This window comes from Bacillus sp. MSP13, assembly GCF_000815295.1.
GTDB lineage: Bacteria > Bacillota > Bacilli > Bacillales > Bacillaceae > Bacillus > Bacillus vallismortis.
In genome coordinates this window covers 88,562-104,440 of the sequence record NZ_JXAQ01000013.1, presented here as the reverse complement: position 1 = coordinate 104,440, position 15,879 = coordinate 88,562, and the positions used below count along the sequence as shown (strand labels likewise).

The following is a 15,879-nucleotide window of genomic DNA, read 5'->3' as shown; positions in this document are numbered from 1 at the left end:
TTTTCCTTCATAACAAATCGCCCCTAACGATGAGATGGAAAAAAGACTTTTTTGTTTTACAATTCACACCGGCGCGGCTTCGGAGCCGCAGTGACGATTGAGAGGTAGGGCTTTCGTTGTCTTGTGTTCAAGAAATTTCCATGGTGTTTACTTTCCAGAATGATTCTTCGGAACAATGCTTTTTGAATCGAACCGCCCGACTTGGCGGATGATATAATCTTTATTTGCCTATAGAAAAGAATAAGACAAACCGCTCGGCGTATGCCGGCGGTTTTTTATTGTGAAAACATATCGCGTTGAAACCTCTTTGTCTTCTTTCCAGTCTTATCTCTAGGATGAAATTGGAGGAAGAATAACGTGCATGTCATGACAACTCAAGTACTGCTTATTTTCTGTTTTTTATTACTGATTCACTCGATAGAAACCTTAGCCTACGCCACCAGGCTTTCCGGAGCCCGCGTGGGATTTATTGCGTCCGCGCTTTCCCTGTTTAACGTCATGGTCATCGTATCCAGAATGTCGAACATGGTGCAGCAGCCCTTTACCGGACATTTAATTGATGATGCGGGAAAAAATGCACTGGCGATTGTCGCCGGACAGTTCCGCTTCTTGATTTTCGGATCGACAGTCGGCACCATTCTGGGCATCGTCCTGCTCCCGTCTTTTGTCGCTCTTTTCTCTCGGGCGATTATTCATTTGGCGAGCGGCGGCGGCTCCGTTTTACAAGTGTTTCGAAAGGGATTCTCGAAACAAGGATTCAAAAATGCCCTTTCCTATTTGCGTCTGCCGTCTCTTTCGTATGTAAAAGGATTTCATATCCGCTTCATTCCGAAGCGTTTGTTTGTCATTAACATGCTGATCACATCCATTTATACGATCGGCGTGCTTTCGGCTTTGTACGCAGGGCTTCTGGCACCGGAGCGCAGCACGACAGCCGTCATGGCATCGGGCTTAATCAACGGAATTGCGACGATGCTGCTGGCGATTTTTGTTGATCCTAAGGTTTCCGTCCTTGCCGATGAAGTGGCAAAGGGAAAACGAAGCTATTTATATTTAAAATGGACCTCTGTCACGATGGTCACATCAAGGGTAGCAGGGACACTCCTCGCCCAGCTGATGTTTATTCCTGGCGCCTACTATATCGCGTGGCTGACAAAGTGGTTGTAATAAGAAAGGCTGGACCATATAGATCCAGCCTTTTGTTATTTATATTTTCTTAACCCGCGGTCGTACAAAAAGTTTCCGAATGGGACAAAAGCGGCGATAAAGCCGGCGGCTGACCATTTCAGCGGCCATTTGACAGAGAAGGCCGCATATGCCAAGACAAGCAAATACAAAATGAACAATCCGCCGTGAACCGAACCGACAATGGTTACCGCAAGCGGAAGGCCTGCCCAATATTTAAGCGGCATGGCGATAAACAGCAGGATTAAGAGTGACATTCCTTCAATAAAACCCATCGTGCGAAGTCTTCCGATCGGTGTTTGCAGCATAAATCGCCCTCCTTGTGGCACGTTTTCATACTATATAATAAACAATCCGGAGAGCCATATGACGACTTTCAGAAAATGTTCGGAAAACTTTCATTTTTATATGCTTTTTCTTGGGAACTGGTCTTGTCATTTACAAAAATACCCGAGATAATGTGAACAAAATCATAAAAGAAGGATGTTGAAATGAAACTTGATCAGATTGATCTGAATATCATTGAGGAGCTGAAAAAGGACAGCCGTTTGTCAATGAGGGAATTAGGCAGAAAAATTAAGCTGTCGCCGCCATCCGTGACAGAACGGGTGAGGCAGCTTGAATCGTTCGGCATCATTAAGCAATACACACTGGAGGTCGATCAGAAAAAACTGGGGCTGCCCGTTTCCTGCATTGTGGAAGCAACCGTCAAAAACGCGGATTACGAGCGGTTCAAAAGCTATATTCAAACATTGCCGAATATCGAATTTTGTTACCGGATTGCCGGCGCGGCTTGTTATATGCTGAAAATCAACACAGAAAGCCTTGAAGCGGTAGAAGATTTCATTAACAAAACATCGCCATACGCGCAAACCGTCACTCACGTGATTTTCTCAGAAATTGACACGAAAAACGGGCGCGGTTAGAGAGTGCTTGTTCAAGTCTGTTATAATAAAAGGATGAGCGTGAAAGAAAGAGAAGTGATCAAGCATGTCAAAAACAGTTGTATTAGCTGAAAAACCTTCAGTCGGACGGGATTTAGCCCGGGTACTGAAGTGCCATAAAAAAGGAAATGGTTATCTCGAAGGTGATCAATATATTGTTACATGGGCTTTAGGCCATTTGGTGACACTTGCTGATCCGGAAGGCTATGGGAAAGAATTTCAATCATGGCGTCTGGAGGACCTGCCGATTATTCCTGAGCCCTTAAAGCTTGTGGTGATAAAGAAAACCGGAAAACAGTTCAACGCGGTCAAATCGCAGCTTACCCGTAAAGATGTCAATCAGATTGTCATCGCGACCGATGCAGGCCGAGAAGGGGAACTTGTCGCGCGCTGGATCATTGAAAAAGCGAATGTCAAAAAGCCGATCAAGCGGCTGTGGATTTCATCAGTGACGGATAAAGCGATCAAGGAAGGCTTTCAAAAGCTGCAGAGCGGCAAAGAATATGAAAACCTGTATCATTCTGCCGTCGCCAGAGCGGAAGCCGATTGGATTGTGGGCATTAACGCGACCCGCGCGCTCACCACAAAATTCAATGCCCAGCTCTCATGCGGCCGTGTGCAGACGCCGACGCTTGCCATGATTGCGAAGCGCGAGGCGGATATTCAAGCATTTACGCCGGTTCCATATTACGGACTCCGCGCGGCGGTCGATGGCATGACGCTGACGTGGCAGGATCAAAAGTCAAAGCAAACGAGAACGTTTAATCAAGATGTAACAAGCCGTTTGCTAAAAGGCCTCCATGGAAAGCAAGCAGTTATTGCTGAATTGAAAAAAACAGCGAAAAAAAGCTTTGCGCCTGCGCTATATGATTTAACGGAGCTGCAGCGCGACGCCCACAAGCGCTTCGGATTTTCTGCCAAAGACACGCTTTCCGTGCTGCAGAAGCTGTATGAGCAGCATAAGCTCGTCACATATCCGCGGACGGACTCAAGGTTTTTATCCAGTGATATCGTTCCGACGTTAAAAGACCGTCTGGAAGGCATGGAAGTAAAACCGTATGCCCAATATGTCAATCAAATTAAAAAACGCGGCATCAAATCTCATAAAGGCTACGTTAATGACGCGAAGGTGTCAGATCACCACGCGATTATCCCGACCGAGGAGCCGCTCGTGCTCAGCAGTCTGAGCGATAAAGAACGAAAGCTGTATGACCTGATTGCGAAACGTTTTCTTGCTGTATTAATGCCGGCATTCGAATATGAGGAAACAAAGGTCATCGCAGAAATCGGCGGAGAAACCTTTACGGCGAAAGGCAAAACCGTACAGTCGCAAGGGTGGAAAGCTGTTTATGATATGGCGGATGAGGATGACGAGCAGGAGGGTGACAAAGATCAGACACTCCCTGCGCTTCAAAAAGGCGATACTCTTGCCGTCCGCGCCTTAACTGAAACAAACGGCCAAACGAAGCCGCCCGCCCGCTTTAACGAAGGGACCCTGCTGTCAGCGATGGAAAACCCAAGCGCCTTTATGCAGGGAGAAGAAAAAGGCCTCGTCAAAACGCTTGGCGAAACAGGCGGCCTTGGCACGGTGGCAACGCGTGCCGATATTATTGAAAAGCTGTTCAACAGCTTTTTAATAGAGAAAAAAGAAAAAGATATTTTTATTACTTCTAAAGGGAAACAGCTCCTGCAGCTTGTTCCTGAGGATTTGAAATCACCTGCCTTAACGGCGGAATGGGAGCAAAAACTGTCAGCGATCGCCGCTGGGAAATTGAAATCGGCTGTCTTTATTAAAGACATGAAGGCTTACGCTAACCAAACGGTAAAAGAAATCAAAAACAGCAGCCAGACTTTCAGACACGACAACATTACGGGAACCGCATGTCCGGAATGCGGAAAAATGATGCTGAAGGTAAATGGCAAACGCGGCACGATGCTTGTGTGCCAAGACCGTGAATGCGGAAGCAGAAAAACGGTTGCCCGAAAAACAAACGCGCGCTGCCCGAACTGCCATAAAAAAATGGAACTTCGCGGCCAAGGCGAGGGCCAGACCTTCGCGTGTGTCTGCGGTCACCGAGAGAAGCTGTCCGTATTCGAAAAACGAAAAAACAAAGATAAAGGGCGCGCTTCAAAACGGGACGTTTCCTCTTATATGAAAAAACAACATAATAAAGATGAGCCGATTAACAACGCGCTGGCAGAACAGCTGAAAAAACTCGGCTTGGACAAATAACAGAAAAACCTGTGCATATCGCACAGGTTTCAGATTGTTGACAAAGTCATAAAACGGTTTTTGTTTTATGACTTTGTCATCTTTTCAGTGTGATTGAAAACCCTTGAAGTCTAGGAAGGACGAGCATTGGAGCACAGCGAATGTAGCAATTCGTGAGCACCAACGCGCAGGACTGACAACGAATGCGAGGGTTTGTCGACACGCTGAAACCTGTGCATATCGCACAGGTTTTTTTATTAGACTTAGGTCCCGTTTTTAAAATGTTCAAAAAGGGAAAAAAAAGCTAGCATTCCGCAATTTTTTCTTTTATAGTAAATGTAATTTGTAACATGGCAGTCGTGCTTTCGTCTATATATATTTGTGAGCGTCTGATTCGCTTCAGGCGACAAAGGGGGATTTGCCTGTGAGACATGTGTTAATTGCTGTCATCTTATTCTTCTTATCTATCGGACTTTCCGCAGGGTGTATTGAAGCTGGGAATAAGACCCAAAATCAGTCGGTGTCAGACGTGAATGCAAGCCCGCTTCAGCCGGCGGAATACTTCATTTATCACAATCTAATGAATGATCAAGGGCTGATCAAAACGGATTTGTCTGACCAGCCTACGTATTTATCAGAATCTCTCGGCCTATGGATGGAGTTTCTGGTCAGCAAAAATGACGCCCCGCATTTTCAGGATCAATATCAGCACCTGACTGATTCCTTTCTGATGAGCAATCACTTAGTGACGTGGAAGATTCAAAACGGCCAGGCGAGCGGGACGAATGCGCTGATAGATGATATGAGAATTATGCTGTCTCTTGACCAAGCCGCCGCAAAATGGGGGCGGAGCGACTACGCGCAAACAGCACGGGATATTGGTACGGCGCTGAAGACATATAATATGAACAACGGTTTTTTTACAGACTTTTACGACTCACAGGCCGCTTCAAAGGATGTGACGCTTTCATACGTCATGCCTGATGCGTTAGCTGTCTTAAAGAAGAATGGAATCATAGACGAAGAAACAGAACAGCGGAATGCCAATGTTCTTTATTCAGCTCCTTTAAAAAATGGCTATCTGCCAAAGACATACCACTCCGAGACAAAGCAATACACATATGATCGTGAAATCAATCTGATAGATCAGCTGTACGCAGCTTGGCACTTGCCGGAAGGGGATGAAAAAGCCGCTGTTTTAGCGGACTGGATCAAGCAGGAATTTCAGGAGCACGGAAAGCTGTACGGACGATATTCGGCAGATACGAAGGAGCCTGCCGTTCAATACGAATCGCCATCCGTATACGCATTAGCCGTATTGTTTTTAACAAAACAATATGAAGACAGTTCAGTCACCAAAGCCATATATGACAGAATGAATGACTTTGAAATTCTTGATCCGGTGAAATCGTATTATGGAGGCTATATGAGCGGCACTCAGACGCACTCTTTTGACAATCTGCTGCCGCTGTTAGCCGAAAGGAAGCTTTTTAATGAAAATATCATTCAATGAATCACAAAAATTATGTGTTTATCTTTCAGGGCTCATCGCAGCCCTGTCTCTGTTTATTTATTATGTGTCAGCCCAGCAATCGGAAGGCGCTCTGATCCTTTGCATCACGTTTATCGTCATCGCCGCAGGCATATGGTTCGGCCCGATTTACGCGCTGGCAGTGACCTTAATCGTACTTTTTGTTCTCGGCACTTTAATGATGTTTTTCCAGACTGGTCAGGCTGCGCTGTTTCCAGCTGAGGAAGGGCTGCGAATTCTTGTCGTGTGGGGAATTGCCCTTTTGCTGTTTTCATTTATAGCGGGAAGAATTCATGATATTGCCGCAGAGCTAATGCGTTCAGTTACACGGCTGCAATCCGAAATCAAAAGCTTTGTCGCTGTTGACAGATTGACCGGCTTTGATAATAAGCACCGGATGAAGCTGGAACTTTCAGAAGAAATCAAGCGGGCGGAACGGTACGGCGATTCCTTTGTGTTTTTGCTGCTCCATATGCATTACTTCAAAGAGTTTACATCTTTGTACGGTGAAAAAGAAACAGACCGTCTCTTCCAATATGTCGGCCAGCAAATCAGGACAAGCGTTCGGGAAACGGATAAGAAGTTCCGTCCCTCTGACGAGCGTATCGGGATTGTGCTGACGCACACGCCCGCTGAACATATGCCGGCCGTTCTGACAAAGCTGAAAAAACAATTGGACACGTATCAGCTGGAAAATGGGAAGTATGTATCGCTCACGTTCCACGTCTGCCATTTGCCCTACCGCGAAGATATCAAAACAGCTGATCACTTTTTAGAAGAACTGGAAAACGAGATGATGATGAATGAATTATAAAGGAATCACACTGCTCTGCATCACAATGCTTCTGCTTTCCGCTATTGCGTCTATTCCAGTTCCCGCACAAGCGAAGGAGCGTGATGCCGGCATTCTCATCATCTATTCAACCTTGGACGGCAAAGAGTCGTCACACGTCAAAATGCTTGATTTGCTTGCGGGCCACTTTACATCCCATGTGACTGTCAAAAAAGATTCAGACGTGGAAGCGTCCGATTTCAAAGGCAAGGGCCATGTGATGTATTACGGCCAAACGAAAAGAAAGCTCAGCAAAAAACTGGTGTCCCTGATCAGCAGCGTCAAAACACCTGTTGTCGCCATCGGCTATAACGCAAGCCAAATCAGCCAATTTTCCGGGCTTTCATTGACCAGCAAAGAAAATGTGTATCAGGTCCACAGCAGGTCGGAAAAGGCCGATGTGTCTCTGGAGAGCGGGCTTAATGTGCTGAGCGTATCAGGCCTGAAAGGAAAACCGCTTTATACCTTCAAAGCTGGTGACGGCGAAACACATTCTTTTATATGGAAAACAAAAAAAGCGAATGTGTACATTGGATTAACGAATTTGTTAAATGACAATTTGATCGTGGCAAAGCAGCTCAGAGAAGCTTTCGGAGAGAAGGCGGGGACAACGTTATTGTATTTGCGTCTCGAGGATATCAGTCCCATGTCTGATGAAAAATTGCTGCTTCAAGCGGGTGCATATCTGCATAAGAGGCATGTTCCTTTTGTTCTGGCGGTGATTCCGGTTTACTTGAATCCCGAAACTGGCGACAAAGTGTATTTGGCTGATAAACCGGAGATGGTCAAGGTGCTGAAAAAGCTGCAAAGCATGGGCGGCAGCATCATTGTTCACGGCTATACACACGCCTATCGCTACAGTGAAACAGGCGAGGGCTTTGAATTTTGGGATGCAAAGGCGGATCAGCCGATAACATCCGGAAATGCCGAAGACAACCCGTCTATTTTGGAAAAAGAACAAGATTTTCCGAACGAACAAGCCTATAACAGTTATCTAGAACCATTTCATGAAAAGGAAGAAACATATACAAAGCAAAAACTGACGCGTGCGATTGAGGATTTGACATCATCGGGTCTCTACCCGCTGGGGTTTGAAGCACCGCATTACACGATGTCCGAATATGGCTATCAAATCGCCTCACAGTATTTTACAAGCATTTTCGGCCAGGTCCAGCTCAGCGGCACAACATGGAAAACATCCGGCGCACCACCATTTGTAACCGCCCCCTCCATGCTGCACGGCATGACACTGTATCCGGAAACGATTGGCTTTGTCGATACATCAAAACAAAACCCGCTCGGCGATATGGAGGAACGCATCGCACAGATGATTGATTTTGAAGGCGGAGTAGCCGGGGGATTTTATCACCCGTATCTTGGAATGAAATATCTGCCGGAGCTGGTTGACCAGATGGAACGCATTCCGGATAGTGAATGGCTGGATTTAAAGAAAACGAAACAAACCGTCAAAACAGACAAAGTGGAAATTCACACAAGCGGTGACGGAACGATTCAGGTGAAAAACGGCGTAAGCGCCATCGGCGAGTTTTTCGATCATCATCGCCAGACCCCTCTGGAAAAGGCGTTGTGGATTCTCTCCGCGGTCGTGCTCTTATTTGTTGTCATGTTTGTCAGTTATACGTTTTACTTGAGAGCCACATTGAAAAAACGAATGTTTAAGGAGAGAAGAAGCCTTGGGTAATACACTGTTCTTTATCTCGCTCAGTTTAATATGGGTCATGCTTCTCTACCACATGTTTCTCATGCAGGGCGGGTTCCGCCACTATATGACCTTTGAACGGAATATCCCGAAGTGGAGAGAAAACGTGAAGGAGCTGCCAAAGGTCAGTGTCCTGATCCCGGCGCATAACGAAGAGGTTGTGATTCGGCAGACGCTGAAGGCGATGGTCAACCTTTATTATCCGAAGGACCGGCTGGAGATTATCGTCGTGAATGACAATTCATCAGACCGGACGGGTGACATCGTCAATGAATTTTCCGAGACATACGATTTCATCAAAATGGTGATCACGAAGCCGCCACACGCAGGAAAAGGAAAATCCTCCGCCCTTAATTCTGGTTTTGCCGAATCGAACGGCGATGTGATCTGTGTATATGACGCAGACAACACGCCTGAGAAAATGGCCGTGTATTACCTCGTGCTCGGCCTGATGAACGACGAAAAAGCTGGTGCCGTTGTTGGGAAATTCCGCGTCATTAATGCGGCGAAAACGCTCTTGACGAAGTTTATTAATATCGAAACGATCTGTTTTCAGTGGATGGCACAGGGAGGCAGATGGAAGTGGTTCAAAATCGCCACGATCCCAGGCACCAACTTCGCGATCCGCAGAAGCATTATCGAAAAGCTCGGGGGCTGGGATGACAAAGCGCTTGCTGAGGATACCGAGCTGACCATCCGGGTGTATAACCTTGGCTATCACATCCGCTTTTTCCCCGCCGCCATCACTTGGGAGCAGGAGCCGGAAACATGGAAGGTGTGGTGGCGCCAGCGCACCAGATGGGCGCGCGGCAACCAATATGTAGTGCTGAAATTTTTGGCGCAGTTTTTCAAACTCAAACGAAAACGGATCATTTTTGATTTGTTTTATTTTTTCTTTACGTACTTCCTGTTTTTCTTTGGCGTGATCATGTCAAATACGATATTTGTCGTGAATCTGTTTTATGATTTGCATTTATCGGTCGGATTTTTGGCCATGGTCCTTTGGATATTGGCGTTCTTCTTATTTTTGACAGAGGTCATGATTACGCTAAGCATTGAGAAAACAGAAATGAACAGGCAAAACTTTTTTATCGTATTTCTCATGTACTTTACATACTCGCAGGCATGGATTGTGCTGGTGATCTATTCTTTATTCGTAGAAATCAAGCACCGTTTATTCAAGCAGGAGGTCAAATGGTACAAAACAGAACGATACAATCAACATAAAAGCGGGTGACCTTTTTGAAACAAATCATGATTTTTCTCACAAGCTTCATGCTACTGGCGATGACCGGACAAGCGGCTTTTGCCAAAGAAGTGCAGGTCAGCGGTTCGCTTCTCGGGAAAAGCAGCCAAGAACAAGCCAAACAGCAGGTGCTGACAAGCGATTTGATGACACTGTACGGAGCAAAAGACAGCGCGGAGCTGACGTATCAGATTCCGGCAGGCGCCTCTTCCGGCAATCAGCAATTGGTGATTGAATACGAGGCTTCAAATCTTTTAATCTCTCCATCATCGTTAACGGCTGTCATTGACGATGAACCGGTCAAAACGGTAAAACTTAATGGTGATTCAAAACGGAAGACATTGAAGCTGAACCTGAACAAAAGTCAATCTGCCCAAGGCTATCACAACGTTTCGCTGACATTTTACGGGGTGATGAAAGAGGGCGTCTGCGTCAGACAGGATACGTCCGGCAACTGGATCAAAATATATCCGGACAGCCGCCTGACGCTGGCGGAGAGCAGTGAAGCAAAGGGAACGACGCTTGACCATTATCCTTATCCTTTCGCCCAATCGGGAAATACAGCGGAAGAAACAGCGATCGTCATCCCGGATGACCCAAGTTCGGCGGAAATTGAAGCAGCAGTAAAAACAGAAGGCTATTTGAAAACGGCGGACGGCAGTGTCACCATTTCGTATGTCACGGAATCCGAACTGAAGAAAATCGACAAGCCGACGATTTTCATCGGAGTGGACAAGCATTGGAACGGAAAGGTGAAAAAGCTGATGAAACAAGCCGGCCTACAGGCAAAAGGAGAAAAACTCCTGCTTGCGGAGCGGGTGTTAAAAGCAGAGGCTAAGGAGCAGCCGGTCCTTTTTGCGCAAGCCGCATCTGATGACGTACTCACTGAAAAAATCAGTGTCATGACGGATCAGACTTACACAGGCCAGCTCAGCGGCGATACACTCTCAATCAGCAAGCTAAAACAGGCTGAAAAAAAAGAAAGCAATAAGCTGACCCTCAAGAATTTTGGAGCGGATGACATCACAATTGGAGCTGACAAAACATCTTCGGCACATTATTTTTATCCCGCATCGGCGGTTTTAGATGAAAACCAATCCGCGAGGCTATCGCTTAAGCTGAAAAAATCCGAAACGATTCAAGCTTCCACGGCCGAAAACGAATCCGCTTCCCAGGCGGCAGAGCTGAAGATCATGATCAACGGCCAGCCGCACTCAGTCCGGCTTGATGATATAGGAAAAGAAGATAAAAACGGATTTTATCATGCCATGGTAAAAGTAGATCCTAAGCTGCTGCAAAAAAACCGCTATATTGATATTCAGTTCGTCACAACTGGGCTAAAGGAAAACAATCCTTGCAACAGCACTGATGAAGAAAAGTGGGTCTTTATCGATAAAAGCAGTACATTGTCTTACACCGTCAAAGACATGTCTCCGTCAGCGGATTTTCAAAAATGGCCGCTTCCATACGCCGGAAATCAGGACAAGGCAGCGCTGATCGTGATTCCTGACGCCGTAAGTCAATCGAAGCTAGAGGAGCTTTCTCTCGTAACAGAGTCCTTTGGCAGCGAAGCGCAGCATTCATATTCGGTGAAGAAATCTTCCGAGGTAACAGCGAATGACACAAAAGGACGGAATCTTATTTTCATCGGAAGCATCAATCAATTTTCTCTTCTGAAGGAGAAATCTTCAGAACTGCTTGTGCCGCAAGTGAAGAACGGCTCGTTTGATGTATCAGGCTTTGAGATGCTGAATGAGACAACAAAACAAGTGGCGTTTACCCAAGCATCTCTTTGGGATTCGGGCTATACAATGGCAGTCTTTGCGCCGTCAAAAGGTGAAGGCGCGGCCGTCACGAAAGAGGTCATCAATTATCTCAACAGCACTGATGACTCGGCAACCGTCGTCAATGAAACAACGAGCCAGCAGGTGTTTACCAATCACCAGCAGCTCAAATTAGAAGCAAACAGTGCCAGTGAAGAACAGCCATCACAAGAGAATGGCCAGAAATGGCTGTATATTGGTGTGCTGGCACTCATTATGGTGATTGCGGCAGTGTTCATTTGGATTGCCGTACGACGCAGAAAAAGAAAGACAGACAGGGGATAGCACATGAAGAATGATGTCCCGAATAGTCATTCATTTGGATACAACACTCATAGAGAGTGTTGTATTTTTTTAGGGCTTATACATGAAAACAGAAAATAGCGCCATCCTAAAGCGTAAAGATGAATTGGAGGGATATAGATGTTTTTCCATGTGAAAGAGTTACAATATAATGCCAAACCTGACCGGCCAGACCCCGTTTACGCGAAAAAATTGCAAGAAATATTAGGCGGACAGTTCGGTGAAATCTCTGTCATGATGCAGTATTTATTTCAAGGCTGGAACTGCAGAGCTGATCAAAAATACCGTGACATGCTTCTTGATATCGGCACAGAGGAAATTGCCCATGTGGAAATGCTCGCAACGATGATTGCTCAGCTGCTCGATAAAGCGCCAATTGAAGAACAAGAGCAAATGGCGAAAGATCCTGTCATTGGAGCTGTAATGGGAGGAATGAATCCCCAGCATGCGATCGTAGGAGGCCTGGGGGCCAAGCCGGATGATAGTGTAGGATATCCTTGGACAGCCCGATATACCATTGCAAGCGGAAATTTGCTTGCCGACTTCCGTGCAAACCTTAATGCTGAATCACAAGGCAGGCTGCAAGCTGTCCGCCTATATGAAATGACAGATGATAAAGGTGTGAGGGACATGCTGTCCTTCTTGATCGCGAGGGACACCATGCATCAAAATCAATGGCTGGCGGCCATCCAAGAATTGGAGGAACGTGAAGGCGTGGTCGTTCCAAGTACATTTAACCGTGAGTATGAAAAACAAGAAGTTTCCTATTCATTCATGGACTGCTCTAAAGGAACTGAAAGCCAAAGCGGGCGCTGGGCTTCAGGGACTAGTATGGATGGAAAAGGGAATTTTGAATATGTTGGGGAGCCTGAGGCTATGGGGCAAAAACCAGTGCTCAAGCCGGCGCCTCCGTATGTTCACAGCACAATGCCGGCCGACGGTGCATCATCGCTGGAACAGTAATGAAACGTTACGGGCTGCAACCATGTCTTGGCCGCTTGTTATTTAACGTGATGATTGAAAAAACGGGCAGGCATACCATCCTTTACAGCAATCGGCCTTCTTTATAGGAGTCCGGCTGATCAGGAAAAAGGACATAATGATGGCCACGCTTCCGTATCATTTAAAAAGGCAAGGCGACTAGACCAAGGGGAAACGACCTTGGTCTTTTTTTGCGGGAAAAAGGAGAGTTGGCAATGCATACGCAAGGTTCATTTGTCATTATATTGAATGAAAAACAGCAGATTTTGCTGGTAAAACGAAACGACGTTCCTTTATGGGATTTGCCGGGCGGCAGGGCTGATACCGGTGAAACGGCTGAGGAAGCGGCAGTCCGGGAGGTATTGGAGGAAACGGGCTACAACGCAGCGCTTTCAGCCAAAGTAGGTGTCTATCAAAGGCCGAAGTTTCAAGATGAACAGCATGTGTTTGCCGGACACATAACAGGCGGACAAGGAATAGCCCACGGGACAGAGACAGCGGAAGTAAGGTGGTTTTCTCCGCAGCGTTTGCCGTTTTTTATGGTGCCGAACCGAAAAAGGCAAATTAAAGATTTCACGAATGGCGCTCTGGATACAGCTATCACCCTCAAGGACAGGGGCATGCTTGCGGCGATTGGCCTGTTGAAAAGAAGACTGGGCAAGTGATAAAGGTCTCCGGGTTTTAAAGAAGCTCTCCTGTGGTATTGAAAATAGGAAAAAGGAGGATACGACATGGCACACAAAACCGCAGGACAAGCAATGACAGAACTCCTTGAACAATGGGGAGTTGATCATGTTTACGGCATCCCCGGAGACAGTATCAATGAGTTTATCGAAGAATTAAGACAAGAAAGAAACCAATTGAAATTCATTCAAACCCGCCATGAAGAGGTGGCTGCACTGGCGGCCGCGGCTGAGGCAAAACTCACCGGCAAAATCGGTGTCTGCCTGTCGATCGCAGGGCCGGGGGCGGTGCACTTACTAAATGGTTTATATGATGCGAAAGCGGACGGCGCCCCTGTGCTGGCGATCGCAGGACAGGTCTCATCAGGCGAAGTCGGCCGTGATTATTTTCAGGAGATCAAGCTTGAGCAAATGTTTGAGGATGTGGCGGTATTCAACAGAGAGGTACATAGCGCGGAATCACTGCCGGATCTCTTGAATCAGGCCATTCGCGCCGCCTACAGCAAAAAAGGCGTTGCGGTATTGAGCGTCTCTGATGATTTGTTTGCTGAGAAAATCAAACGCGAGCCCGTGTACACTTCACCAGTGTATATTGAAGGGAATCTTGAACCGAAAAAAGAACAGCTCGTCACTTGCGCGCAATATATAAATAACGCCAAAAAACCGATTATCTTAGCGGGGCAGGGAATGAAAAAGGCGAAACGGGAGCTGCTGGAGTTTGCGGACAAAGCCGCGGCCCCGATCGTTGTCACGCTCCCGGCAAAAGGCGTTGTACCCGATAAGCACCCGCATTTTCTCGGCAACCTCGGACAGATCGGCACAAAGCCGGCTTACGAGGCCATGGAGGAATGCGATTTGTTAATCATGCTCGGGACCTCATTCCCGTATCGCGATTATTTGCCTGATGACACGCCGGCGATCCAGCTTGATTCAGATCCGGCGAAAATCGGAAAACGCTATCCGGTGACAGCGGGACTGGTGTGTGATTCAGCTCTCGGCCTGCGTGAATTGACGGAGTATATTGAACGGAAGGAAGATAGAAGGTTTCTGGAAGCATGTACTGAACATATGCAGCATTGGTGGAACGAAATTGAAAAAGATGAGACAGAGGCGGAAACACCGCTCAGACCCCAGCAGGTCGTGGCGCGTCTTGAGGAAGCGGCAGCCGATGATGCGGTGCTCTCTGTAGATGTCGGCACTGTGACAGTCTGGATGGCGCGTCATTTCAACATGAAAGCAAACCAGGATTTCATCGTTTCCAGCTGGCTTGCGACAATGGGCTGCGGCCTGCCGGGAGCGATCGCGTCAAGCTTGTCGGAACCGGAGCGCCAGGCGATCGCTGTCTGCGGTGACGGTGGCTTTTCCATGGTCATGCAGGATCTCCCGACCGCCGTCAAATACAAGCTACCGGTTACCGTCGTCATTTTAAACAATGAAAATCTCGGCATGATCGAGTACGAGCAGCAGGTCAAAGGCAATATTGACTATGTCACAAAGCTTCAAAATGTCGACTACGCCGCATTTGCAGAAAGCTGCGGAGCAAAGGGCATCAAGGTGACCAGGGCGGAAGAGCTTGCGCCTGCTTTCCATGAGGCGCTGCACGCAGATCAGCCGGTCGTCGTAGACGTCATGATTGGAAACGAACCGCCGCTGCCCGGCAAAATCACCTATGGGCAGGCAAAAGGCTTCAGCAAATATATGCTGAAAAATTTCTTCGAAAACCAAAAAATCGAAATGCCGCCATTGAAGAAAAGTTTAAAGCGGTTGTTCTAGCAAAACAGGGGCCTAATCAGACCCCTGTTTTTTAGAGGTTGGAAACAAATGGATTATGCGTTATCATAGCCGTATATGAAATCAAAGGAGGAAAGCATGTTTGAATCCATAAAAGCAGCGGTGTATTTATTAGGGTCTGTAGGAATGATCTATGCAGCGTGTCACGATGTTCGCCATGCTCAAAACGGACAAAAGGACAAATGCATCTTCTTTCAAAACAAAAAGATCAGCGCATTTGTCCTTGTGTGTTTCATATGTTTATTTTTATCACATCTTACAACGTTCATGTCTCTATGAGTTTAGTTCTCTTTCTTCTTAAGCCCAAAAAAGAAAGGAAAAGCAGAACCGACCAGCAAGGTGCCGAATAAAAACATGCCGCCGATAAACACGTGGAAATTTGTGTGTCCGGCCGTAAACGCGGTGATCAAGGAAATGATACTGAGCACGATCATGGCAATGCCGGGCGCGACTCTCATTTTCCCCTTGGATTTATAGGCAACAGCAGAACATAAAATGCCGATTACAATAGGTACAATCCACAAATAAAACAGAATAAATAATGACATCATCAAGACTCCGATTTTTTTTCTTCTATCATAACAAATTTCTGGCAAAAAGGATATCAATGAGCTTTTCGAATCATAAA

At 46.6% G+C, this 15,879-nt stretch carries 13 protein-coding genes; 11 read left to right on the top strand and 2 right to left on the bottom strand.

Going from position 1 to position 15,879, the window contains the following annotated elements; all coding sequences use genetic code 11:
- Window positions 1-357 precede the first annotated feature (357 nt).
- Window positions 358-1,167 carry a lipid II flippase Amj gene (gene amj / locus SC79_RS15505; RefSeq protein ID WP_039075819.1) on the top strand — a complete coding sequence of 270 codons (810 nt, stop codon included), beginning with the start codon at window positions 358-360 and terminating at the stop codon, window positions 1,165-1,167.
- A 35-nt stretch (window positions 1,168-1,202) separates the two neighbouring features.
- Here amj and SC79_RS15500 read toward each other — a convergent pair whose 3' ends face one another.
- Window positions 1,203-1,493, bottom strand: a complete 291-nt coding sequence (locus tag SC79_RS15500; protein ID WP_019257503.1) for a DUF3817 domain-containing protein — start codon at window positions 1,491-1,493, stop codon at window positions 1,203-1,205.
- Between the two features lie 183 nt (window positions 1,494-1,676).
- Here SC79_RS15500 and lrpC point away from each other — a divergent pair, with 183 nt between their 5' ends.
- The 10 genes from lrpC to SC79_RS15450 all read left to right on the top strand — a co-directional run bounded on the left by lrpC (window position 1,677) and on the right by SC79_RS15450 (window position 15,233).
- Complete coding sequence (lrpC, locus tag SC79_RS15495) at window positions 1,677-2,111, top strand: transcriptional regulator LrpC (RefSeq protein WP_039075818.1); 435 nt, start codon at window positions 1,677-1,679, stop codon at window positions 2,109-2,111.
- A 64-nt stretch (window positions 2,112-2,175) separates the two neighbouring features.
- Window positions 2,176-4,362 (top strand): DNA topoisomerase III, encoded by a 2,187-nt coding sequence (locus SC79_RS15490; protein ID WP_039075817.1) that lies wholly within the window; start codon window positions 2,176-2,178, stop codon window positions 4,360-4,362.
- A gap of 403 nt (window positions 4,363-4,765) precedes the next feature.
- On the top strand, window positions 4,766-5,854 hold the full coding sequence (locus tag SC79_RS15485) for a glycosyl hydrolase family 8 (protein ID WP_039075816.1): 1,089 nt from the start codon (window positions 4,766-4,768) through the stop codon (window positions 5,852-5,854).
- Window positions 5,835-6,686 (top strand): diguanylate cyclase domain-containing protein, encoded by an 852-nt coding sequence (locus tag SC79_RS15480; protein WP_039075815.1) that lies wholly within the window; start codon window positions 5,835-5,837, stop codon window positions 6,684-6,686. Before SC79_RS15485 ends, SC79_RS15480 begins: the two co-directional genes overlap by 20 nt.
- A gap of 10 nt (window positions 6,687-6,696) precedes the next feature.
- Entirely contained in the window at window positions 6,697-8,406 is a 1,710-nt protein-coding gene (locus tag SC79_RS15475) for a DUF2334 domain-containing protein (protein WP_082022785.1), read from the top strand.
- Window positions 8,399-9,661, top strand: coding sequence for a glycosyltransferase family 2 protein (locus tag SC79_RS15470; protein ID WP_039075813.1), 1,263 nt, complete (start codon window positions 8,399-8,401; stop codon window positions 9,659-9,661). Before SC79_RS15475 ends, SC79_RS15470 begins: the two co-directional genes overlap by 8 nt.
- Before the next feature lie 5 nt (window positions 9,662-9,666).
- Complete coding sequence (locus SC79_RS15465; protein ID WP_039075812.1) at window positions 9,667-11,778, top strand: cellulose biosynthesis cyclic di-GMP-binding regulatory protein BcsB; 2,112 nt, start codon at window positions 9,667-9,669, stop codon at window positions 11,776-11,778.
- Between the two features lie 138 nt (window positions 11,779-11,916).
- Window positions 11,917-12,759, top strand: a complete 843-nt coding sequence (locus SC79_RS15460; RefSeq protein ID WP_039075811.1) for a manganese catalase family protein — start codon at window positions 11,917-11,919, stop codon at window positions 12,757-12,759.
- 233 nt (window positions 12,760-12,992) lie between these two features.
- Window positions 12,993-13,442: an NUDIX hydrolase gene (locus SC79_RS15455; protein WP_039075810.1), complete on the top strand. Its 450-nt coding sequence runs from the start codon at window positions 12,993-12,995 to the stop codon at window positions 13,440-13,442.
- Window positions 13,443-13,508: 66 nt separating this feature from the next.
- Window positions 13,509-15,233 carry a pyruvate oxidase gene (locus SC79_RS15450; protein WP_039075809.1) on the top strand — a complete coding sequence of 575 codons (1,725 nt, stop codon included), beginning with the start codon at window positions 13,509-13,511 and terminating at the stop codon, window positions 15,231-15,233.
- A 299-nt stretch (window positions 15,234-15,532) separates the two neighbouring features.
- On the opposite strand, the gene SC79_RS15440 is transcribed toward SC79_RS15450, so the two are convergent.
- The gene (locus tag SC79_RS15440; protein ID WP_039075808.1) at window positions 15,533-15,799 is read right to left on the bottom strand and encodes a hypothetical protein; all 267 of its coding nucleotides are present in this window, start codon (window positions 15,797-15,799) and stop codon (window positions 15,533-15,535) included.
- Between the last annotated feature and the right edge of the window lie 80 nt (window positions 15,800-15,879).

Bases quoted from the DNA above. Each gene is read 5' to 3' on its own strand.
- SC79_RS15440 (WP_039075808.1), bottom strand. From the start codon at position 15,799: ATGTCATTATTTATTCTGTTTTATTTGTGGATTGTACCTATTGTAATC.
- SC79_RS15500 (WP_019257503.1), bottom strand. From the start codon at position 1,493: ATGCTGCAAACACCGATCGGAAGACTTCGCACGATGGGTTTTATTGAA.
- SC79_RS15480 (WP_039075815.1), top strand. From the start codon at position 5,835: ATGAAAATATCATTCAATGAATCACAAAAATTATGTGTTTATCTTTCA.
- SC79_RS15455 (WP_039075810.1), top strand. From the start codon at position 12,993: ATGCATACGCAAGGTTCATTTGTCATTATATTGAATGAAAAACAGCAG.
- SC79_RS15490 (WP_039075817.1), top strand. From the start codon at position 2,176: ATGTCAAAAACAGTTGTATTAGCTGAAAAACCTTCAGTCGGACGGGAT.
- SC79_RS15460 (WP_039075811.1), top strand. From the start codon at position 11,917: ATGTTTTTCCATGTGAAAGAGTTACAATATAATGCCAAACCTGACCGG.
- lrpC (WP_039075818.1), top strand. From the start codon at position 1,677: ATGAAACTTGATCAGATTGATCTGAATATCATTGAGGAGCTGAAAAAG.
- SC79_RS15450 (WP_039075809.1), top strand. From the start codon at position 13,509: ATGGCACACAAAACCGCAGGACAAGCAATGACAGAACTCCTTGAACAA.